The sequence below is a fragment of the Oceanisphaera sp. W20_SRM_FM3 genome (assembly GCF_052119705.1).
GTDB lineage: Bacteria > Pseudomonadota > Gammaproteobacteria > Enterobacterales > Aeromonadaceae > Oceanimonas.
This window is the reverse complement of sequence record NZ_JBGQOP010000001.1, coordinates 23,323-44,053: the sequence shown is the minus strand read 5'-3', so window position 1 is coordinate 44,053 and position 20,731 is coordinate 23,323. Positions and strand designations below refer to the sequence as shown.

Here is a 20,731-nt window from a genome sequence, read left to right as displayed (position 1 = left end):
GTCGTTTCATCAGTTTTGATGTGCGGAAGCTATCTATTTCCGGATTAATGCCCTATTCGTAGATCTGAATCAATGACTTATAGGTTACAAGATGATAAAAGATTGTGAACAGTCGTTAACTTAGTGAGTTCAGGGATGAATATATTTTCGATCAAGCAAAAAATACTGCTACTGGCGCTACTGCCTTTGTTGTTACTGGCCGCGGTTAGCACTTGGATCAACGTCAATCAATCCATTCGCCTCAATAAGCTAAGCAGCGATAGCCTCTATCAATCCTTATTTGATGCACGCAAGCAGCAATTGGCCAACTATGCTGAGCTCGCCATCACCGGCATAAGCCCGTTATTGCAGCGTAATGAAGTGGTGGCCACTAAGGCCCAATTACGCAGCCTACGTTTTGACGGTGGCACCGGCTATTTCTTCGTCTATAACAGCCAAGGCGAGCAAATTGTTAGCGCCGATAATCCGGCCCGAGAAAATCATAACTATCTCGACTCCACCAGCCCAGAAGGTCGCCATTTGGTCCAAGAGTATGTGGCCTTAGCGGCCAAGGGCGGCGGCTATATCGAATACAACTGGCCTAAACCGGACACGCAAGTCAATGCCCCTAAGTTAGCTAATATTACGCCCATACCCGGTACCGATTGGATGCTAGGCGCCGGCTTTTATATCGATGACTTACAAGTCACGGTCGCTAAATTAAAACAAGAGCTGTCTGCCTCCGTACGCCAAGGACTGATTAACTCGGCGCTGTCCGCCAGCTTATTGTTAGCCTTTATCGCCGCCATGGCGCTGGTATTAGTGCGCAGTATTCACGCACCGCTGCGCCAAGCCGTGTCCACCATGCAAGACATAGCTCAGGGCGATGGTGATCTAACCCAACGCTTAAATAGCCATCAAGGTCATGAGCTGGGCACCTTGGCCAGCGCCTTTAACTTATTTGCTAACCAAATCAGTTCTTTGGTGCAAAACACTCGCCACTCAGCCGAGTCGTTGCAAACAGCCAGCGATCAGCTGCAGCATTTTATGACCGACACTAAAACCGGCATCACTCAGCAACACCATGAAAGCGATCAGCTCGCCACCGCCATGAATCAAATGTCGGCCACCGCCCAAGATGTGGCCGCCAGTGCCGCACAAGCGGCTCAAGCCGCTCAGGTGGCACAACAGCAAGTTGTCGCGGCGCAACAGCTGGTACAAGCCACCATAGCCGTCATTGACGGGTTAGAAACACAAATTGTAAATGGTGTGGATATTATTCAACGCCTCGGCCAAGACTCACAGCAAATTGGCTCTGTATTAGATGTGATCCGTGGCATTGCCGAGCAAACTAACTTGTTAGCACTGAATGCCGCCATTGAAGCGGCTCGCGCCGGTGAACAAGGTCGAGGCTTCGCGGTGGTGGCGGACGAAGTGCGTACCTTGGCTGGGCGTACCCAAGCCAGCACCGAAGAAATCCACACTATGATCAACCGCTTACAACAAGGTGCACAGCAGGCAGTGCTCGCCATAGAACAGATCCGTGATGGCAGCAGCCAAACGGTGAGTGAAGCGCGGCGCATTGATGGAGCCTTACAAGATATAGACGGTGCGGTTAACACCATTAACAGCATGAACGAGCAAATTGCCAGCGCCGCCGAAGAGCAAACTCAAGTGTCGGAAAGCATTAACGTCAACGTGCATCAAATTGTGAACATAGCCGAGCAAACCAATGCCGGCTCAGAAGCGGCTAATGAGGTAAGCCAACAGGTCGGCGAATTGGCCGCGCAACTGCAATTGTTGGTCAGCCGCTACCGTACTCAGTAATTTTTAATCCACCCAGAGAGAGTGAGCTGTGAAAAATATTTTTACTCCTCACTCTTTGTTTTCACTCTTTGTTTTCACTCTTTGCTGTCACTCTCTGCTCCCACGCTTTACGCTTCGCCCTTTCTTCTTCGCCTCCATTACGTAAGCCTTTGCTATAAAAACCAAAGTATCGTTAGATGACTCGCTTACGGCCATTTATACTCGCTTGATGCACTGGCTTCTATCGGCCTAAGTCAGGTTTTTAGCCACATATGTTATTAGTGCTCATGGCTATTTTTTGATACTCACTTCATCTGAAACATACAGTTAGGGAAGCTTTTATGCACGATGCACTGGAACGGCGTTCTTTTCTTTTTCTTTTACTCTTAGTCAGTCTGCTATTCGTGCTGTTGCTTAAATCTTTTTGGGGCGCCATTTTTTGGGCCTGCGCCATCAGTATCATTTTTAATCCGCTGCAAGAGCGACTGCGCAAGCACCTAGGCGATAAGCCGAACCGAGTGGCACTGCTGACCTTGTTTATTTGTGTGGTGATAGTGGTGCTGCCTATTTTTCTGATTGCCACCACCTTCGTTCAAGAAGGCTTGGCCCTGTATCAACGCATTGATAAAGGGGAAATAAACCCCTCCGAGTGGCTGGAGCAAATGCGCAACGCTTTCCCTGCCCTACCGCAATGGTTTGATAGGCTCGGGATTGACTTAGGTAGCGTGCGCGAAAGTGTGGCTAAAGGTGCTGCATCCGCCGGTAAAGTGATGGCAGAAAAAGCACTGGGGGCGGGCCAAATTACCTTTAGCTTTATTATTAATACCGCTTTAATGCTGTATCTCACCTTCTTCTTATTACGCGATGGCCGTAAATTGACGGCGCTGATGATAAAAGCGCTACCGCTAGGTGACGCTCGCGAGCGTAAGCTGTTTACTAAATTTGCCGAAGTGACGCGCGCCACCCTAAAAGGCAACATAGTGGTGGCCATAGTACAAGGCACCTTAGGCGGCTTGATTTTTTGGGCGCTCTCACTACCAAGCCCGCTGTTATGGGGCGTGGTGATGGCCTTCTTGTCACTTATTCCGGCCATAGGCGCGGGCTTAGTCTGGTTGCCAGTGGCCATCTACTTATATGCCACTGGGGATTGGGGTAAAGCCTCGATTTTAGCGGCCTTTGGTGCCGTAGTGATCGGCATGTCAGACAACGTATTGCGCCCGTTATTGGTGGGCCGCGACACTAAGTTACCTGACTATTTAGTACTATTTTCAACGCTCGGCGGCATTAGTTTAATGGGCATTAATGGCTTCGTGATCGGACCTTTAGTGGCGGCATTGTTCTTAGTGGTATGGGATATTTTTATGCGCGAATTTAACGGCGAAAATCCTCATGTCATTGCCGAACGCAGCACAGAGTCAAAACACAAGTACGAAAAAGTAGCGTCTCGCGCAGACCGTATCGATAAAGCGTGAGGCGTGAGGCGTGAGGCGTGAGGCGTGAGGCGTGAGGCGAAAATACAGCGCCGAGCCAAACCGGGAAGCCTGAAAGTAAAAAAAACCTCTTGCCGCAGGGCAAGAGGTTTTTTAATTCACCGCTCAAGTAAGCCGATGTTAGTCGAGTGGCTTTTAGTCCAGTTCAACTGTCATCTTGATGGATTCGTCGAAGAAGAACTCATCACAGTTGTTGCCGGGACCTGTGCGGTCAACCACCAAGAACTCGTCGTCATCGCGCAGCGCCATGATAGGGTGATGCCACACATTTCTGTGGTAGTTCACACCTTGACGAGCGTTAGCACGGAAGCAACGCACGGTAGCTGGGTCAATATTCATGGTGCCGTCGCCTACAGGGGCAACCACCAACAAGAACTCATGACCAAACAAAGGGATGAAAGACTGAGAGCCAAACGGATGACGTTCCAGCATTTTCACTTGCAGCGGATATTCCAGCATTTTAGCGCGGAAGATGCTGATGATGCCTTGACCTTCTTCGTCTAACTGCACTTCACCCACTTTGTGGTAGCGCTCAGTAGAACCGCTGTTGATCATGAAGTGCTCACGGCCAACAGACTCGATAACGTCGCCAAAATCGGCGAATGCTTCTTTGGTCAACGGCTCTATTTTAAGAGTCTTGATCATTACTGCCTCCGATAATTCATTAAAACGGGGGAACTGGTCCCCCGTATTTTAGCTAAGTTGTTTTACCATCAAGATTACATGGCGCTTAAACGGAACTCAGCAATTCTATTGATCTCTTTTACCGCACGCGCAAATTCAGTGTCGTAGTCGTTGTGAATACGCTCTTCAAATGCGGCCAGGATCTGGTGACGGTCTGAACCTCTAACTGCCATGATAAAAGGAAATTGGAATTTTTCCTTATAGGCGTTGTTCAGGTAGGTGAAACGGGCAAATTCTTCCGCGTTGCACTCGCTGATACCAGCACCGGCTTGCTCATTGGTAGAAGCTTCAGTCAGCTCGCCACGCTGGGCAGCTTTACCGGCTAAGTCCGGGTGAGCATTGATAAGATCAAGCTGAGCTTGCTTATCTGCATTACTCATCACGGCTGCCATACGGGCATGCAGCTTAGCAATGGTGTCATCTTCGCTGCTCAGACCTTGGTCGAACGTCTGCTCAGCAACCCAAGGGGAGTGCTCGTAGATATCGGCGAATGCAGCCACAAACTCATCACGGCTCATGGTGCTAGGCGTACAGGTAGTAAAACGGCTCATTACTTGCTTCCTTTATAAGGGTGATTCTCGTGCCAATGGTTAGCAATGTCGATACGACGGGTAAACCACACGTGGTCGTGGCTGCGCGCATATTTAATAAAGCGCTCAAGACCGGCCATACGACCCGGGCGACCCAGAATACGACAGTGCATACCAATGGAAAGCATCTTGGGTGCTTCTGCACCCTCTTCGTATAACACATCAAAGGAGTCTTTCAGATACTGATAGAACTCTTCGCCGTTGTTATAACCATTCAGACCAAAGCGCATGTCGTTGGTGTCCATCACGTATGGAATAACCAAGTGGCCTTTGCCTTTATTGTCTACCCAGTAAGGCAGGTCATCGGCGTAAGAATCAGAATCGTAAAGGATACCTTCATCTTCCATTACTATTTTACGGGTATTAGGGCTGTCGCGGCCGGTATACCAGCCTTGTGGACGCTGACCACACACGCGCTCAAAAATTTCCATCGCTTTGTGATAATGCTCGCGCTCTTCTTCTTCGCTCATAAACTGATATGAGATCCACTTATAGGCGTGGGAGCAAATTTCATGACCTTCAGCCTGAAAGGCCTTGGCCAGATCAGGATAACGCTCAAGAGCAGTCGCCACGGCAAAGATAGTCATGGGAATGTTGTAGCGTTTGAACAAACGCATCAAACGCCACACACCGGCGCGGCTGCCGTATTCGTAGATAGATTCCATGCTCATATGACGAGCATTAGGAAATGCCACGGCAGTCGGCATCTCCGACAAGAAGGCCTCAGACTCACCATCACCGTGCAAAACGTTGCGTTCACCACCTTCTTCGTAGTTCAGTACAAAGTTAATCGCGATGCGTGCCTTATTTGGCCACTCGGGATGAGGCGGATTAGCGCCGTACCCAGCGAGGTCGCGGGGATAGTCGTTTTGTTGGCTCATCAGGAAACTCCTTGAAACGCGGGTTAGAAACCAGCCGAGACAAGAATTTGTAGGAGGCTGGTCGGTAGAATATCGATTTTATTGTATACAATAAAATCGATATATGTAAATAACAGGTTTGATTTTTGTATCAGATCTTGCAGCTTATCTTGCTTTGGTGCCCTAAAGCAAAGACAATCCTAACTCATCAAGATAAAGCATTCTTAGTTAATGCACTTAAAATGTGACCGCAAAGTCATGTTTTTGTTAACGGGATGTAGACATTTAATATTATCTTGATGTAAAATTAGTTCTGTCGTCATCGCTGACGACAGTGCCTTGAATTCTTGGAGACGCGTAAATCGCGAAAGGTAACTGAAAATGGGAAGATTGACGACACATATCCTTGACGCTTCTAAAGGTCAGCCAGGTTCAGATATTAAAATCGAACTGTACCGCGTTGAAGAAGGTGAAAAAACCACTTTAATCAACACCGTATACACCAATGCCGATGGCCGTACCGATGCCCCAGTATTGGAAGGCGACGCCTATGTACCAGGCAAATATCAGTTGGTATTCCATACTGGTACTTACCTGCGCAAACAAGGTGTTGAACTGCTAGAGCCTGCCTTCTTGGATGACGTTGTGATCCGTTTTGGTTTGGCTGCAGGCCAAGAGCACTACCACGTACCTTTGTTGATTTCACCTTATAGCTACTCTACTTACCGAGGCAGCTAAGGGCTAATCAGCAGTCGCATCTGTCAATGCCGACCTTCAAATATGGGGGTTGGCATTGACAGTTTGCTTCTACCCTATTGAGGATGTCCAGTTATGGAAAACGCCAACAAGCAAAGCACCCAGCAAACATCGACAGTTCACTCCCCTCCAACTGGTCTGTTAGAAAAGCTCTTCAAATTAAAAGCCCATGGCACTTCAGTCAAAACCGAATTGGTGGCCGGCTTAACCACCTTCCTGACCATGGCTTACATTATTTTTGTGAATCCACAAATTATGTCTTCCACCGGCATGGATCCGGGTGCCGCCTTCGTCGCCACCTGTATCGGTGCCGCCATCGCAACCCTATTAATGGGTTTATACGCCAACTGGCCCGTGGGCCTAGCACCCGGCATGGGTTTGAACGCCTTGTTTGCCTACACAGTGGTCGGCCAAATGGGCTACAGCTGGGAAGTAGCGCTGGGGGCTGTGTTCTGGTCTGGTGTTATCTTTACCGCCATGAGCTTTTGGAAAATTCGCGAATGGGTATTAGATGCCATTCCTGAGTCCTTACGCTACGCCATGACCGCAGGTGTGGGTCTGTTTTTAGGCATAGTGGGCCTGCAAAGCGCCGGTATAGTGGTGGCCAACCCCGCCACCATCCTAACCATGGGTGACTTAACCACGCAAAATGCTTTCTTATCTATCGTCTGCTTCTTAGGCATTGCGATTCTGGCCCACTTGCGCGTATTTGGCGCCGTGTTAATCGGCATGTTGACCGTGACCTTGATTGGTTTTTTCATGGGCACTATCACTTACGGCGGCATTTTCGCCATGCCACCCAGCTTAGCGCCGACCTTTATGAAGCTCGACATCATGGGCGCGCTCAACGTGGGCATGATCACAGTCATATTGGCCTTCTTGTTTGTGAACATGTTTGATACCGCCGGCACCCTAATGGGCGTAGCCGAACGCGCTAATCTGCGTAACGAAGATGGCACTATCCAAGGGCTAAAGAAATCTTTAAAAGCTGACAGTGCCTCGTCGGTAATCGGTACCTTCGTCGGTTGCCCACCGGTCACCAGTTACGTAGAAAGCTCCGCCGGTGTAGCCGCCGGGGGCCGCACCGGTTTAACCGCCGTGACTATCGCCGTACTGTTTATGCTGGCCATGTTCTTAGAGCCACTGGCCGCCATGATCCCCAGCTACGCCACCGCAGGTGCCCTATTGTATGTGGCTTTCGCCATGACCAGCAGCTTGGCTAAGATCAACTGGGAAGATTACACGGAAATGGCGCCCGCCATGATCACCGCACTTATGATGCCGCTGACCTTCTCCATCGCCAACGGCATCGGCATGGGCTTCGTCAGCTATGCGGTACTCAAACTGGCGACTGGCCAAGCGCGTCAGGTATCGGTTGGCGTATATGCACTGGCGATTATTTTCATCCTAAAATTTTTCTTTATGCCTTAACCCGCAACTAAGCCGAACTTAAAAAGCCACCGCTCGCGCGGTGGTTTTTTGTTAGTGGAGAGTGGTGATTGGTGAGTGAGCGATGAAGGCTTAAGTGTATAAGGATGAAAAGAGCGACCAACAGCAACCCTAAGCTGCAAAACGAATGACGAAGCGTTTTCTCTCAATAATATTAGCGCGCCCGCTTTTACCTTCTCCGTGTACTCTTCACCCTTCCTGATTACGTATGAACTTCAGCCATGATGCGCGTTGTCTTGATTTGTCTTTTGTAGCAGCCCGTCTCTTTAATAAAGAGGACTTCGGCTGGCCAGCTTTGCTGGCTGTTATTGAGGTTTAGATTTAGACCAAAACACTAAACTGAGCCGAATAAATTGGCCCCTACAAGGTCAAAACACCAAACTGAGTCCCATATTCTTACCGAAAATACGAGTCGTTCCATGTAACTTTTTGAATTTATTGGTGATTAGTTTACTGAAACATGGCTGAGCTTTGTTGGTAATCAGTTCACCCTTTGCTCTTAACCCTAGAGCAATAATGTATACTTAAGCCTAAGACTCAGCAGACACTCGCCATGGCCAAGGAGCAGCCTTTATGTCACACCAAGCGCCGCCTAAAGCAGCTAACTGGACTCGCTTACTGCCCTTTTTAAAGTGGGCTCCCATGGTCAATGGCGTAAGCCTGCGTGCCGATGCTCAGGCAGGTCTCACCAATGCCATTATCGTATTGCCGCAAGGGGTAGCCTACGCACTGATTGCCGGCTTACCACCAGAATACGGCCTGTATGCAGCCATAGTGCCCGCCATTATTGCCGCACTCTTTGGCTCATCTTGGCATCTGATCTCGGGTCCCACGGCCGCCATGTCGATTGTGGTGTTTACCTCGGTGAGCCCGCTGGCCACGCCCGGCACGGCGGAATTTATCGCCTTGGCCTTAACGCTTACTTTAATGAAAGGGGTGTTTCAGTTGGTGCTGGCCTCGGCCAGACTAGGCGTGCTGGTGAACTTCGTCTCTCATTCGGTAGTGATAGGTTTTACCGCCGGTGCGGCTGTGGTGATAGCGGTCAGCCAGCTGCAAAATCTGTTGGGCTTATCACTACACACCGAAGGCACCTTTACCGATAACGGCTGGCAGGTGCTGCGCCATGTAGAGGACGCCAATCTATATAGCTTGGCGGTGGGCCTGACCACTATTGTGGTCTGCGTGCTAATAAAGAAACTGCTGCCGCGCTGGCCCAATATGCTGTTAGGACTGACCATCGCCAGTGGCTTGGCGTTTATCTTGGACCCAAAACAAGAACACATCGCCATGGTGGGCGCCATTCCTGCCAGCTTGCCCCCCTTTAGCATGCCAGATTTAAGCTTCAGTAATATCAGCGCCTTATCATCGGGAGCTCTGGCTATTAGTTTATTGGGTTTAGTTGAGGCCTCCTCTATTTCACGGGCCATTGCCACTCGCTCCCATCAACGCCTCGATGATAATCAAGAGTTTATTGGCCAAGGCTTATCGAATGTGGTGGGCGCCTTCTTCTCTTGTTACGCCTCTTCTGGATCTTTTACCCGCACCGGCGTCAACTTCACCTCAGGGGCTCGCACGCCACTGGCCGCGATTTTTGCATCATTATTTTTATTAGTAATACTGCAATTATTCTCTGGCCTCACAGCTTGGCTGCCGATCCCCGCCATGGCCGGTTTACTGTTAGTGGTGGCTTGGAATTTAATCGACCTTCATCATATAAAATTAATCATGCGCGCCGCCAAATCGGAAACGACGGTTTTAATTGTCACCTTTGCCGCCACCTTATTAGTGGCGTTAGAATTCGCCATTTATGCAGGCGTCATACTGTCATTGGTGTTTTACCTGAAACGCACCTCACATCCACGCATTGTCACTATTTTGCCGGTTCCTGAGTCTAAACATCCACAATTTACTAATGCAGAAAAAAAACGCCTGCCCTATTGCCCGCAGCTGCGCATTATTCGTATCGAAGGCTCGCTGTTTTTTGGTGCTGTGAACCATGTGCAAGAATACCTACAAAGTGTGCGCGAACCGCGGGTGCTGATAGTGGGTAACGGTATGAACTTTGTGGATATGGTGGGCGCAGAAATGCTGCTGCAAGAAGCCAAGCGCAGACGCGCCGAGGGCGGAGATCTGTATCTGTGCAATGTAAAAGGAGGCGTACTGCGTATTATTAATCGCAATAACATCCTAAAACAGTTGGGTCGTGATCATATTTTTCACAATAAAGGCCAAGCTATTCATCGTATTTATGACCAATTAGATCCGAATGTTTGCCAAACCTGTACCGCTAAAATATTCCAAGAATGCCATGTGGCGCCTCCCGGAGCGTCTACCATGGATACAGCGTCACCAGCAGTGTTAAACGAAGATGTGGTCAAGGTATTAGAGAATGCGCCCAGCACCGCAGATATCAAGGTCATCAACCAAATACCCACTAAATCTGTTTAAGTACACATAAATAGGTATAACCGCGTTTCTTATCGTTTCGCGTACGAGGGCTTTTGGTATAGTGAATCAAACCGATGTAATCAGTGTAATGTGTGGTCTCTTCATTAAGGATACGTCTATGTTGCCGAAAATTAATAATATTTTATATTGTACCGATCTCTCAAAAAATGCGGCATTTGCCTTTCGCTATGCGGTGTATCTCGCACAGCAAACTGGCGCCAGCATTCATATTTTAAGTGTGCTTGAGCAACTGCCCAGCGACGATCGCCTTACTTTACAATCCTATATTTATAACCAAAGCGGCAGCGCTGAATTTTTACAGCAACGCTTGAGCCAAGCCCAAGCCGATTTGCAGCAACGCTTAGCAGACTTTTGGCTAAGCCTACCCGTTGAGGAACAAAGCTTGGCGCAAAAAATCATCAGCTGTAATGTACTAGAAGGCAATCCTACGCAAGCTATCCTCGAGCAAGCAGATACGCTCAGCTGTGACTTAATCGTGATGGGCGGCCATGAAAAAGGCTGGTTACAAGCGCTGTTAGGCAGCGTGGCGCGGGAAGTATTGAAAGACTCACGTGTTCCGACGCTGATCGTGCCTCAACCGAAGGAATAAGCTGAAAGCGAGAAGAATGAAAAAACGGAGTCTAAGTGGCTCCGCTTTTTTGGGTCGGTACTTTTTGTTCTATGTGCGCCACTATTAACTAGATCGCGCGGGTGGCTGCTTTTTTATTACATCAGAAAATACCACGTGCAAGTCAGTAGACGCGGACTCAGCCTCTAAATTCAACTTACCTTCGATATGAGCCAGGTGGTCTTTCATCATGGCCACGGCGCGGGCAGGATCGCCAGATTCAATGGCCAGCAACAAACCCTCGTGCTCATTGACAGAACACTGGGCCTGATGCGCCACTTCGTATTGCGCTATGATCAAAGACGTTTGCGAGACCACGCTGCGCTGAAAATTGAGCAGCGGCGTGTTATGAGCCATTTTCGCTAACTCCAAGTGAAACTCACCGGATAAGCGAATAGCACTGCCGATATCACCGCGGTCAAAGGCTTCTTGCTCCGCATGCACCATGGCACGAATGCGCGTCATACTTTGAGCTGTCGCATGTTTAACCGCCAACTCTATCACAGCCAACTCCACCACTCGGCGAGCAGCGAAGATTTGTTTAGCTTCTTCCACGCTGGGGGCGGCGACCACAGCTCCTCGGTTAGGGCGAATACTGACCACCTGCTCGTGGGATAAGCGCAACAAGGCACGCCGGATGATAGTACGACTGACGCCAAAGATGTCGCCCAGCGCTTCTTCACTGAGTTTGGTGCCGGGCGCTAAGCGCTGCTCGAGAATGGCATCGAAGATATACTCATAGACGATATCGTCTTGAGTTTTTGAGCCCGACTTGACGGCTCTTGGCTCCGGATGACTGAGTAAACTCATAATCTAGGTTTCCAGTTAGACCGGCCTGATGGCTGATAAGCCTATCTGAATGTTTGCCGGTTAGTTAAATTTTTGTAACTACGTATACAATATTACTGTTTTTTGTATTTTTCTGTAGGCCCAACTGTTCAGACTGTGACTGAAGACAAAAAACGCCCATTATTGGGCGTTTTTATGTGATCTCGCTGATAGTAGAGGACTCGTATGGTACAGAATTATTTTTGATATTGTCGCTTGCCAAAGATATAGGTCTCGCTTATCGCCCTGTCGTCACCCAGCATCATTAACACAAACAAGCGCTCAAACAGGTGCAGGCTGTTGTTAATGCGCGCATCCATCAAGGGCGTGGCATGTAAGTCCAACACCAAGAAATCTGCCTCTTTACCTACGCTTAAGTTACCTATCTTATCGTCCAAACTTAAGGAACGAGCCCCGCCTAAGGTGGCCAGATACAAGGCTTTCATGGGGTGTAATTTGTGCGCTTGCAGTTGTTGAATTTTATAGGCCTCAGCAATAGTGCGTAGCATAGAGAAGCTGGTGCCACCACCCACGTCCGTGCCCAAGCCGACACGAATGCCGTGGCTTTCTACTTTGGGCAAATCCAGTAAGCCTGAGCCTAAGAATAGATTGGAAGTCGGGCAGAAAGAAATCACCGAATCGGTCTCGCCCATACGCTCACACTCTGCTTGCTCTAAGTGCACCGCATGGGCAAATACCGAGCGCTCACCGAGCAAATTAAAATGGTCATACACATCAAGATAACCGGCGCGCTCGGGGAATAACGATTTCACCCATTCGATTTCTTGTTTATTTTCCGACAAATGGGTCTGCAAATAGATATCGTCATATTCGGCCAACAGGCGCCCCGCCATGGTCAGTTGCGCTGCGGTACTGGTCGGCGCAAAGCGTGGCGTTACCGCATATAACTGGCGGCCGCGCTTATGCCAGCGCTCGATCAATGCCTTACTGTCCGTGTAACTCGACTCGGGTGTATCGAGCAAATAGTCGGGCCCGTTGCGATCCATCATCACCTTGCCGGCAATCATGCGCGTATTGCGCTTCTCCGACTCGCTAAAGAAGGCTTCTACTGAGGCCTTGTGCACGGTACCAAACACCATGGCAGTGGTGGTGCCGTTACGCAGCAGCTCATCTAAGAAGAAGCTAGCCACGCGCTGAGCGTGTGCGGGATCGGCAAACTTCCCCTCTTCGGGAAAGGTATAGTTATTTAACCAATCCAATAATTGCTCGCCGTAGGAGGCAATCATCTCGGTTTGCGGAAAATGAATATGGGTATCCACGAAGCCGGCGCTAATTAATTTATTTTCAAAAACAACTATGGGCGTCCCAGCAGGCAAAAGCCCCAGCACTTGGTCGGCAGGCCCGATATCGGTAATTAAGCCATCAGTGACCACTAACATGCCATCTTGGTAATAGTCGTAACTGTTTTCCAGCCCTACTTGGTCGGGATCACCCAGACTGTGCAAAATGGCGGCGCGATACGCGGTGATTTGCGTCATAAAAAACTCTCCAAAATTCAGTAATACAGCCCTTTTGCCACGGAAGAACACGGAATCCACAGAAGAGTTCACAAGCGACCAGTAAGCAAAGCTTTAACTGGTAAGGGCGAGGATTAGATAAGGATATTTTTAAGTTGACCGCTAACGGCTTTACGTTGATAGCTTGCGAAGGCTTGGTCTTAATACTTAAAAATCATTTTTCGCGCTTATCTCTATTTTTCCGTGGGTTCTGTGGATTCCGTGGCAAAAAATATTTTAGGTTTTAATATCGGTTATGCCGAACTAGTTACTGTTAGTTTCTCTCGCTCTGTGGCTTCGCTAGCCCCAGTTCTTAGTACCAACGTTTGCTGATAAACGCTGATCAGCTCACCGGCCACCGACACCGCAATCTCAGCAGGATGTTTACCGACCACTTGGCTCAAGCCGATGGGACAAATCATCTGTGCTAAATCCGCCTCGCTAAAGCCGCGTTCTTTGAGCTTGTAATCGAAGCGCTTGCGCTTAGTTTGCGAGCCAATCACGCCAAAGTAGCGGGCATCTTGGCGTTTAAGTATTTTTGCACACAGCTCAAGATCTAACTGATGGTTATGGGTCATGACCAAATAAAAACTGCCCGGCGGTTGGTGGTTAATCTCACCCACTGGATCGTCACTGATCACCTGAGTCACGCCACTAAGCTGCTCAAGCGGAAACTCCGCCGCGCGCTCATCAATCCAAGTAATACGAAACGGCAGTGTGGCCAGAATATGCACCAAGGCTTTGGCTACGTGCCCCGCGCCAAACAACACCAGATGATGGCGAGCGCGCACCACAGGCTCCAGCATAATGCTGGCCATGCCGCCGCAACACTGACCAAGGCTTGCACCTAAATTAAAGCGCTCTACCTTCATTTGTTGTTCACCATTTAGCAGCATGTCACGCGCCAGCTTCAGCGCTTTGTATTCCAGATGACCGCCACCTATGGTGGCGTAACAGCCCTGCTCGGTGACCAGCATCTTGGTACCGCTGTCACGAGGCGTTGAGCCCTTGTGCTCAACAACCGTCACCAGCACGCAAGGTTCACCTTTACGCTCTAGCTCCGCCAGTATTTGGATCCAGTTATCTTTAAACATACCCTTACCTCAACTATCACCAACAGACGGCTTCAGACTATCGAAAGAGGGAGCAGGAAATTGTCGGAGCCAACCGTCAAATACCAGGGAGGGTATTTGACGAGCGTCGCATGGATGCAGTTTAGCGCGTTGGCGTAGGCAATCCTGCTCCCTCGGTGACGCCCAAGCACTAAGCGCCCTGCCCAGCTTCATTTTGCTCCAGCCAAGTCTGCATTTGCTCCACCGCCCACAGCACTCGCTCGGGCGTGGCGGGCGCATCTATGTGCGGGTATTTTTGATAGTTGGACACACTGGCCACCGCATCTTTTAGCGCGCACCACACAGAAATGCTCAACATAAAGGGCGGCTCGCCCACGGCTTTGGAGTGAAATACCGTATCTTCTGGGTTCTTGCGGTTCTCGACCAAGGTAGTGCGAAAGTCGATTGGCATATCGCTGACAGCAGGGATTTTGTAGCCCGCTGGCCCTTGGGTCATCAGCTTGCCTTTATCGTTCCACACCAACTCTTCGGTGGTAAGCCAACCCACGCCTTGCACGAAGGCGCCTTCCACTTGGCCAATATCGATGGCCGGATTCAACGAGTCGCCCACGTCATGCAGAATGTCGGCGCGCAGGATCTTATATTCGCCGGTCAGCGTATCTATGATCACTTCCGAGCAGGCGGCGCCATAGGCGAAGTAATAGAAAGGCGAGCCGGAGCCGGTGACATGATCGTAAAAGATCTTAGGCGTGCGATAAAAGCCGGTGCTCGACAGCGAGATCTGGTTGAAATAAGCCAGCTCAATAAATTCAGGGAAGCGCAAGATCTGGTCGCGGATCTTCACCATATTATTCTTGAACACCACTTCTTCTGGCGTCACCTGAAAATGCCCAGCCGCCCAATCGATCAGCCGCTGCTTAATGGTTTGCGCGGCATTTTGCGCCGCCTTACCGTTGAGATCCGTGCCACTCGAAGCCGCGGTCGGTGAAGTGTTGGGCACCTTATCGGTATTGGTGGCGGTGATCTGGATCTTATCAATATCCACTTGAAACTCTTCGGCGACGATTTGCGCCACCTTAATATTCAGTCCTTGGCCCATCTCAGTGCCGCCGTGGTTAAGATGAATACTGCCATCCGTGTACACGTGCACCAGAGCGCCGCCTTGGTTTAAGAAGCTGGCAGTAAAGGAGATGCCAAACTTCACCGGCGTCAGCGCCAAGCCTTTCTTTAAGATGGGGCTTTGGCCATTAAAGGCACGGATCTCCGCGCGGCGCTTAGCATATTCACTGGAGACTTCGAGACTCGCCACCATCTCGTGAATGATGTTGTGCTCCACCGGTTGGTGGTAGTGAGTGACGTTACGATCATCAACACCGTAGAAATTAATTTTTCGGATCTCTAACGGATCCTTGCCCAAGTAAGAGGCGATCTCGTCCATCACATGCTCGATCGTCATCATGCCTTGCGGCCCACCAAAACCACGATAAGCGGTGTTAGAGGCAGTGTTGGTTTTACATCTGTGGCCGACTACGGTGGCATCGCCAAGATAGTAGGCGTTGTCGGAGTGGAACATGGCGCGGTCCACGATCGAGGACGACAGATCGGGCGAATAACCACAGTTACCGGTTACGACAATATCGGAAGCTTGAATGCGCCCGGTATCATCGAAGCCAATTTTATATTGGTTATAAAACGGATGCCGCTTGCCGGTCATATTCATGTCTTCCATGCGCGGCAAGCGTATCTTAGTCGGCCTACCGGTCAGGTGCGCCACCACAGCCGCCATGCAGGCAGGGCCCGCAGCTTGGGTTTCTTTACCACCAAAGCCACCGCCCATGCGCCGCATGTCGACCACCACTTTATGCATATTGATGCCTAGCACGCTGGCCACCAGCTTTTGGATTTCGGTCGGATGCTGGCTGGAAGTAAACACTAACATGCCGCCATCTTCGGTAGGCACTACCGAGCTCACTTGCGTTTCTAGGTAGAAGTGCTCTTGGCCGCCAATGTGCAGGCTGCCCTCAATCACGTGTTGCGCCTTGGCGAGGCCAGCCGCCGAGTCGCCTCTTTGCTGCTTATGGCTTTCGGTCACAAAGTGCTTTTTCGACAAGGCGTCTTCCACACATAATACGGCAGGCAAGTCTTCGTATTCCACCACGGCTAACATGGCCGCCTTGCGCGCCGTGGTTAAGTCTTTCGCCGCCACCGCAAACATCGGCTGGCCGACATACTCCACCACGCCATCGGCGAACAGCGGATCACCGGGCAAAATCGCCCCAATATCGAGTTGGCCGGGCACGTCTTGGGCTGTTACCACAAGCGTCACGCCGTCCACTGCATAACAAGGGCTGATGTCTAATTTAGTAATTCGGGCGTGTGCCCGCTCAGACATGCGGGCATACAGATGCAACTGATTAGGAAACTCCAAGCGGTCGTCTATATATTGGGCTTCACCCGCCACATGCATAGCGGCACTGTCATGGGGTATGGCTTTACCTACGCCGGTTTGCAGGTTTTGTTTAACCTGCGCCATCATTTCATCAATGGTCAGTGTCGGTTGTGGTGTTTTAGACATAAGACGTCACCCTAGTTTCCAGTTGCAGACTTTGTTGCTCCAAAAAGTACTTATAGAGCAAGTTAGTGGCGGTTTTGCTGCGGTATTCTTTGCTGGCTCTAAAGTCAGACAGCGGTTCAAAATCACCGGTTAAGGCGAGCATAGCGGTTTTAACCGTGGCTAGATTCCACGGCTGATTAAGCAAGGCTTGCTCACAGGTAGCAGCCCGCTTAGGCACGCCGGCCATGCCGCCGAAGGCGATGCGCGCATCCGTTACTTTTCCATCGGTAATGGTGAGATTAAAGGCACCACACACCGCAGAGATATCATCGTCCAGTCGTTTAGAGAGTTTATAAACTTTGAAATACTGACCGGCTTTAGGCTTGGGCACTATGATGTGCTCGATAAACTCGCTGGCCTGTTGGGCGGTTTTCTTGTAATCCAAGAAGTAGTCTTCGATAGCGAGCTCGCGACGAGTATCGCCTTTGCGCAACACTAACCGAGCATCCAGCGCCATCAGCACAGGCGGCGCATCACCAATCGGCGAGGCGTTACCTATGTTACCGCCCAGCGTGCCTTGGTTACGTATTTGCAAAGACGCAAAGCGTTCTAATAATTCGCCCATGTCGGGGAATACCCGACTCAAGGCCTCGAAGCTGTCGGTTAAGCTGCGCGCCGCACCTATCACCAGTTGCTCGTCGTCCTCGCTCAATTGCTTGAGCTCGGCTACGTTGCCCACATAAATCATCTTCGGTAATTCGCGGTAAAACTGCGTCACTTGCAGCGCCAAGTCGGTGCCACCGGCGAGTAACTGGGCATCGGGATGCTCAACTAACAGCGCCGCCAGCTGGTCGCTGGAGGTCGGCGAGAAGCACACCTTATCGTTTCCGTTAAGGGTAACTAGAGTGTCGGCTTCAATCAGATCTAGCCTCGCCAGAGTCTCGGTTTGATAGCGGGAAAATTGATCAACAAGCGCCGGTTGCTCGGCGATATGTTTGGCCGCATCCACAATAGGGCGATAACCGGTGCAACGGCAGAGGTTGCCAGCCAAGGCTTCTAAGATGTCATGCTGCTTGGCTTTCGGCTTGTTTTTGCTTAAGGAAAACATCGACATAATAAAGCCTGGCGTACAAAAGCCACACTGAGAGCCATGAAAATCGACCAGCGCTTGCTGTACCGGATGCAGACTGCCGTCTTGAGCTTTTAAGTCCTCTACGGTCAGCAATTGTTTGCCGTGCAAGGTTGAAATGAAGGTGAGGCAAGAGTTTACGGTTTGATAGCGAAGTGTGTCCCCTTCTCGCTCGCCCAGCACCACAGTGCATGCACCGCAGTCGCCAGAGCCACAGCCTTCCTTGGTGCCGGTTTTACCGACGCGGGTGCGCAGGTAGTTAAGCACCGTCATATTGGGCGACAGGTCACTTTCCTCTCGCAACTCTTGGTTAAGTAGGAACTTAATCAAGCTCACCTCCTTCATCTAAACACTGGCCACCTTGCAGATCGCAAAGCAATAATATCTTCACGTGTAATTAAAATGAAACTTGACCATTTAGTCAATAAAATTTTTACTTTTTAGTAACCTAAATAAAAATTATGTGGAGGGAATAATAATTAGTTTTTTATTATCAATATCTTAAGTGCCATGTGTTACACCAAGACAAATGTGTATTTTATGTAACAGAAATAACTAACTTCATTTTAGTCCGCATCAACCAAATAGTGTGAGCAACAAATGAACGAGGAGCAAAACGGGATAGCCAGAGGGGAAAGACGAGCAGAGTCAGAAAAAGGCAGGTTTTTAGTCAGCTAAGTAAGACACTAGTATCTTGCTTAGCTGACAGTAAAGGCAGACTGACGGCCAGTATTAGGGAGCGGCTGGCAGCGACTTAACGGCACAACCGTCAATCACCATGCGGGTGATAAGCTCGGCAGCTCGCTCGAAGTCTTGGTCGTCCAATTCTTCTTTACCCAGCGCCATGGTGATTTGCCAATTAAAATCCGCATAGGTTTGGGTGGATGACCAAATAGCAAACAACAAATGATGGGCATCAATAGCCGCCATTAAATCATTGGCGATCCAGTCATTGAGCTTGGCGCTCAAGGTGCGAGTTTGTTCTGCCAGTTGCTCGACGATATCTGCGGGTAAATGCGGAGCGCCGTGCATGATTTCATTGGCGAACACCTTAGATGCATAAGGATAATTCTTAGAAATCATTAGCTTATATTTAATGTAGGCGGTGAGCGCCTCTACGGGATCTTGATATTCGATAAAGGGAGCGGAAGCGGCTAATAAGGGTTCCACCACGCTTTCTAGCACGGCGCGATAGAGCTTCTCTTTACTGCCAAAGTAATAATAAATATTAGGCTTGGGCAAGTCTGCCAATTGTGCAATGTCGGCAGTTTTAGTGGCGGCATAACCGTGCTCAGCAAATACGCGGCTCGCAGCCCGTATAATCACTTCTTCGTTCTTCGCTCTGATCCGAGACATGTACTTTTGAACTCCCTATCATTATTCGACGCTATCTTAGCTAATCCTACCCAGTGCGGGCTGATTTGGTCAAAAAAAAGCGCCCTCAAAATGGGCGCTCATTAAGAGTAACCTTGGTTACTCTTTATCTTAAATTACTTTCGACCAATACATCAAATTAACTGACTACGAAGACAAACATTTAAGCTACCTTGCCACCATGCTTATCGTCGAAAATTTCATGTAGCCTTACTTGCAATCGGCAATCAGTTCAGCCAGTTCAACACCGGCTACAGCACATATTTCATCCACGTCGGGCGTATCGCCACTGATGCCCACGGCACCAATAATCTTATTCTGTGCATCACGGATCAAAACACCACCTGGAGCCGGAATGATATGACCTTGAGCCATCACATTAACCGCGGCCACAAAAGCAGGTCTAGCGTCGGCCACTTCAGCCAAACCACGAGAGCTACGGCCTAAAGCCACTGCACCCCAAGCTTTGCCTTTGGCAATATCTGGGCGCAATAAGCTTGCACCGTCTTGGCGCTGCAAAGAAATCAAGTAACCGGCGCTGTCTAATACGGCAACGGTCAAGGGTGCGGCAGAGATTTCTGCTGCGCGCTGTAAGGCACCACGAGTGATAGTCAAAGCTTGTTCTAGTGTAACTGTACTCATTTCTGGGACTCCCTGTCGAATAGTCGAATGTAGTGGTAGAAATTTAACGAGCACTAATAAAACATAAAACACGTACAATGTTAAGAACTTTTGTTCGCCCTTTACGTTAAGGTAAGTATAAGCTTCGCTCATTTGGTCGCCCTGTTTTCGACTTCACGGCTTTCGGCGCTTCCTTGTTTATACGGTAAAAGACGCTAACATCGCGCTAATGGCACATATATTGCTTTATGCTGTGGGGCTCGGCCGTCGGCTTAAATTTTACGTTGCCGCTCATGCCCGCCCTATTACGGAGAAAACCATGTGGGATTTACGACAAATTTCGTCTTTTAATCGCTTTATGTGCTGGCTGTTATTGAGCAGCACCTTAGTCAGTTTGCTACCGCGCACCTTGTTTTCCGGTGCTTTTGGCCTCTGGCTACACGATTATCGATTAGTGTTTATTTTAGGCATGGTGGGCGCGGGTTCTTACTTTTTGTCTCATGTGGCGGTAATGGGTTTTCAATATGTGTTCTATCGTAAGCAGCGATTAATGCAGGAGCGACTATTAAAAGAGTTACTGGATTATTTAGACGCCAATGAAAGAGCCGTGCTGCGAGAGTTTGTGATCCAACGCAAAAGCGTCATTAAGTTGCCAGTAACTGAGCCTGCCGTCAAAAATCTGTTAGAACAAGGCATACTCACTTATGCCTTCGGCGAACCAGGCGAAGCGGGGTTAAATGCCATTAAACCCTTGATGATCGCCATCGCCGCCCGCCCCTTGCTCACCTTTAAGGTATTAGGCCTAAATCCGGCCAATATGACCGAAGAGCAAAAAAGCTTAATCATGAACAACAGACCAAAATATGCCTATAAGCAGTTAGATAGGCACTAGGGCACGTGAAGTGTAAGATGTGAAGCGTGAAGGGGTTAACCACTAACATTAAA

17 protein-coding genes are annotated in these 20,731 nt (G+C 49.6%); 7 read left to right on the top strand and 10 right to left on the bottom strand.

The features are described 5' to 3' along the window. Nucleotides 1-135: 135 nt before the first annotated feature. Together ACEN2G_RS00210 and ACEN2G_RS00205 are read left to right on the top strand one after the other, a co-directional pair. Nucleotides 136-1,806, top strand: a complete 1,671-nt coding sequence (locus ACEN2G_RS00210; RefSeq protein ID WP_442019443.1) for a methyl-accepting chemotaxis protein — start codon at nucleotides 136-138, stop codon at nucleotides 1,804-1,806. A gap of 320 nt (nucleotides 1,807-2,126) precedes the next feature. Continuing rightward, complete coding sequence (locus ACEN2G_RS00205; protein ID WP_442019442.1) at nucleotides 2,127-3,257, top strand: AI-2E family transporter; 1,131 nt, start codon at nucleotides 2,127-2,129, stop codon at nucleotides 3,255-3,257. A gap of 153 nt (nucleotides 3,258-3,410) precedes the next feature. On the opposite strand, the gene ACEN2G_RS00200 is transcribed toward ACEN2G_RS00205, so the two are convergent. The 3 genes from ACEN2G_RS00200 to puuE form a co-directional block, all read right to left on the bottom strand. Next, nucleotides 3,411-3,920: an ureidoglycolate lyase gene (locus tag ACEN2G_RS00200; protein WP_442019441.1), complete on the bottom strand. Its 510-nt coding sequence runs from the start codon at nucleotides 3,918-3,920 to the stop codon at nucleotides 3,411-3,413. 74 nt (nucleotides 3,921-3,994) lie between these two features. After that, the gene (gene uraD, locus ACEN2G_RS00195; protein ID WP_442019440.1) at nucleotides 3,995-4,510 is read right to left on the bottom strand and encodes a 2-oxo-4-hydroxy-4-carboxy-5-ureidoimidazoline decarboxylase; all 516 of its coding nucleotides are present in this window, start codon (nucleotides 4,508-4,510) and stop codon (nucleotides 3,995-3,997) included. Continuing rightward, on the bottom strand, nucleotides 4,510-5,430 hold the full coding sequence (gene puuE / locus ACEN2G_RS00190; protein ID WP_442019439.1) for an allantoinase PuuE: 921 nt from the start codon (nucleotides 5,428-5,430) through the stop codon (nucleotides 4,510-4,512). Before puuE ends, uraD begins: the two co-directional genes overlap by 1 nt. A 360-nt stretch (nucleotides 5,431-5,790) precedes the next feature. Between puuE and uraH the strand changes: the two genes are divergently transcribed. From uraH to ACEN2G_RS00170, 4 genes are all read left to right on the top strand, one after another. Then, nucleotides 5,791-6,147 (top strand): hydroxyisourate hydrolase, encoded by a 357-nt coding sequence (gene uraH, locus ACEN2G_RS00185; RefSeq protein ID WP_442019438.1) that lies wholly within the window; start codon nucleotides 5,791-5,793, stop codon nucleotides 6,145-6,147. A gap of 93 nt (nucleotides 6,148-6,240) precedes the next feature. After that, nucleotides 6,241-7,596 (top strand): NCS2 family permease, encoded by a 1,356-nt coding sequence (locus ACEN2G_RS00180; protein WP_442019437.1) that lies wholly within the window; start codon nucleotides 6,241-6,243, stop codon nucleotides 7,594-7,596. 591 nt (nucleotides 7,597-8,187) lie between these two features. After that, nucleotides 8,188-10,062 (top strand): SulP family inorganic anion transporter, encoded by a 1,875-nt coding sequence (locus ACEN2G_RS00175; RefSeq protein ID WP_442019436.1) that lies wholly within the window; start codon nucleotides 8,188-8,190, stop codon nucleotides 10,060-10,062. A gap of 118 nt (nucleotides 10,063-10,180) precedes the next feature. Beyond that, nucleotides 10,181-10,672, top strand: a complete 492-nt coding sequence (locus tag ACEN2G_RS00170; protein WP_442019435.1) for a universal stress protein — start codon at nucleotides 10,181-10,183, stop codon at nucleotides 10,670-10,672. An 84-nt stretch (nucleotides 10,673-10,756) separates the two neighbouring features. Here ACEN2G_RS00170 and ACEN2G_RS00165 read toward each other — a convergent pair whose 3' ends face one another. The 7 genes from ACEN2G_RS00165 to ACEN2G_RS00135 all read right to left on the bottom strand — a co-directional run bounded on the left by ACEN2G_RS00165 (nucleotide 10,757) and on the right by ACEN2G_RS00135 (nucleotide 19,807). Next, the gene (locus ACEN2G_RS00165; RefSeq protein WP_442019434.1) at nucleotides 10,757-11,500 is read right to left on the bottom strand and encodes a GntR family transcriptional regulator; all 744 of its coding nucleotides are present in this window, start codon (nucleotides 11,498-11,500) and stop codon (nucleotides 10,757-10,759) included. Nucleotides 11,501-11,715: 215 nt separating this feature from the next. Further along, the gene (guaD, locus tag ACEN2G_RS00160) at nucleotides 11,716-13,017 is read right to left on the bottom strand and encodes a guanine deaminase (protein WP_442019433.1); all 1,302 of its coding nucleotides are present in this window, start codon (nucleotides 13,015-13,017) and stop codon (nucleotides 11,716-11,718) included. Nucleotides 13,018-13,289: 272 nt separating this feature from the next. Continuing rightward, nucleotides 13,290-14,129 carry a xanthine dehydrogenase accessory protein XdhC gene (gene xdhC / locus ACEN2G_RS00155; RefSeq protein ID WP_442019432.1) on the bottom strand — a complete coding sequence of 280 codons (840 nt, stop codon included), beginning with the start codon at nucleotides 14,127-14,129 and terminating at the stop codon, nucleotides 13,290-13,292. Between the two features lie 169 nt (nucleotides 14,130-14,298). Next, entirely contained in the window at nucleotides 14,299-16,683 is a 2,385-nt protein-coding gene (gene xdhB, locus ACEN2G_RS00150; RefSeq protein WP_442019431.1) for a xanthine dehydrogenase molybdopterin binding subunit, read from the bottom strand. Then, entirely contained in the window at nucleotides 16,676-18,127 is a 1,452-nt protein-coding gene (gene xdhA / locus ACEN2G_RS00145) for a xanthine dehydrogenase small subunit (protein ID WP_442019659.1), read from the bottom strand. The genes xdhB and xdhA overlap by 8 nt, the downstream gene beginning before the upstream one ends. Nucleotides 18,128-18,523: 396 nt before the next feature. Beyond that, nucleotides 18,524-19,147 carry a TetR/AcrR family transcriptional regulator gene (locus ACEN2G_RS00140; RefSeq protein WP_442019430.1) on the bottom strand — a complete coding sequence of 208 codons (624 nt, stop codon included), beginning with the start codon at nucleotides 19,145-19,147 and terminating at the stop codon, nucleotides 18,524-18,526. A 228-nt stretch (nucleotides 19,148-19,375) separates the two neighbouring features. Further along, nucleotides 19,376-19,807 carry a GlcG/HbpS family heme-binding protein gene (locus ACEN2G_RS00135; RefSeq protein ID WP_442019429.1) on the bottom strand — a complete coding sequence of 144 codons (432 nt, stop codon included), beginning with the start codon at nucleotides 19,805-19,807 and terminating at the stop codon, nucleotides 19,376-19,378. Between the two features lie 298 nt (nucleotides 19,808-20,105). On the opposite strand from ACEN2G_RS00135, the gene ACEN2G_RS00130 reads away from it, so the two are divergent. After that, on the top strand, nucleotides 20,106-20,678 hold the full coding sequence (locus ACEN2G_RS00130) for a superinfection exclusion B family protein (RefSeq protein WP_442019428.1): 573 nt from the start codon (nucleotides 20,106-20,108) through the stop codon (nucleotides 20,676-20,678). Nucleotides 20,679-20,731 lie beyond the last annotated feature (53 nt).

Coding starts and splice junctions, on each gene's coding strand:
- ACEN2G_RS00175 (WP_442019436.1), top strand. CDS start 8,188: ATGTCACACCAAGCGCCGCCTAAAGCAGCTAACTGGACTCGCTTACTG.
- uraD (WP_442019440.1), bottom strand. CDS start 4,510: ATGAGCCGTTTTACTACCTGTACGCCTAGCACCATGAGCCGTGATGAG.
- ACEN2G_RS00180 (WP_442019437.1), top strand. CDS start 6,241: ATGGAAAACGCCAACAAGCAAAGCACCCAGCAAACATCGACAGTTCAC.
- xdhC (WP_442019432.1), bottom strand. CDS start 14,129: ATGTTTAAAGATAACTGGATCCAAATACTGGCGGAGCTAGAGCGTAAA.
- ACEN2G_RS00165 (WP_442019434.1), bottom strand. CDS start 11,500: ATGAGTTTACTCAGTCATCCGGAGCCAAGAGCCGTCAAGTCGGGCTCA.
- ACEN2G_RS00140 (WP_442019430.1), bottom strand. CDS start 19,147: ATGTCTCGGATCAGAGCGAAGAACGAAGAAGTGATTATACGGGCTGCG.
- ACEN2G_RS00210 (WP_442019443.1), top strand. CDS start 136: ATGAATATATTTTCGATCAAGCAAAAAATACTGCTACTGGCGCTACTG.
- guaD (WP_442019433.1), bottom strand. CDS start 13,017: ATGACGCAAATCACCGCGTATCGCGCCGCCATTTTGCACAGTCTGGGT.
- ACEN2G_RS00205 (WP_442019442.1), top strand. CDS start 2,127: ATGCACGATGCACTGGAACGGCGTTCTTTTCTTTTTCTTTTACTCTTA.
- ACEN2G_RS00135 (WP_442019429.1), bottom strand. CDS start 19,807: ATGAGTACAGTTACACTAGAACAAGCTTTGACTATCACTCGTGGTGCC.
- ACEN2G_RS00170 (WP_442019435.1), top strand. CDS start 10,181: ATGTTGCCGAAAATTAATAATATTTTATATTGTACCGATCTCTCAAAA.
- xdhB (WP_442019431.1), bottom strand. CDS start 16,683: ATGTCTAAAACACCACAACCGACACTGACCATTGATGAAATGATGGCG.
- ACEN2G_RS00200 (WP_442019441.1), bottom strand. CDS start 3,920: ATGATCAAGACTCTTAAAATAGAGCCGTTGACCAAAGAAGCATTCGCC.
- puuE (WP_442019439.1), bottom strand. CDS start 5,430: ATGAGCCAACAAAACGACTATCCCCGCGACCTCGCTGGGTACGGCGCT.
- ACEN2G_RS00130 (WP_442019428.1), top strand. CDS start 20,106: ATGTGGGATTTACGACAAATTTCGTCTTTTAATCGCTTTATGTGCTGG.
- uraH (WP_442019438.1), top strand. CDS start 5,791: ATGGGAAGATTGACGACACATATCCTTGACGCTTCTAAAGGTCAGCCA.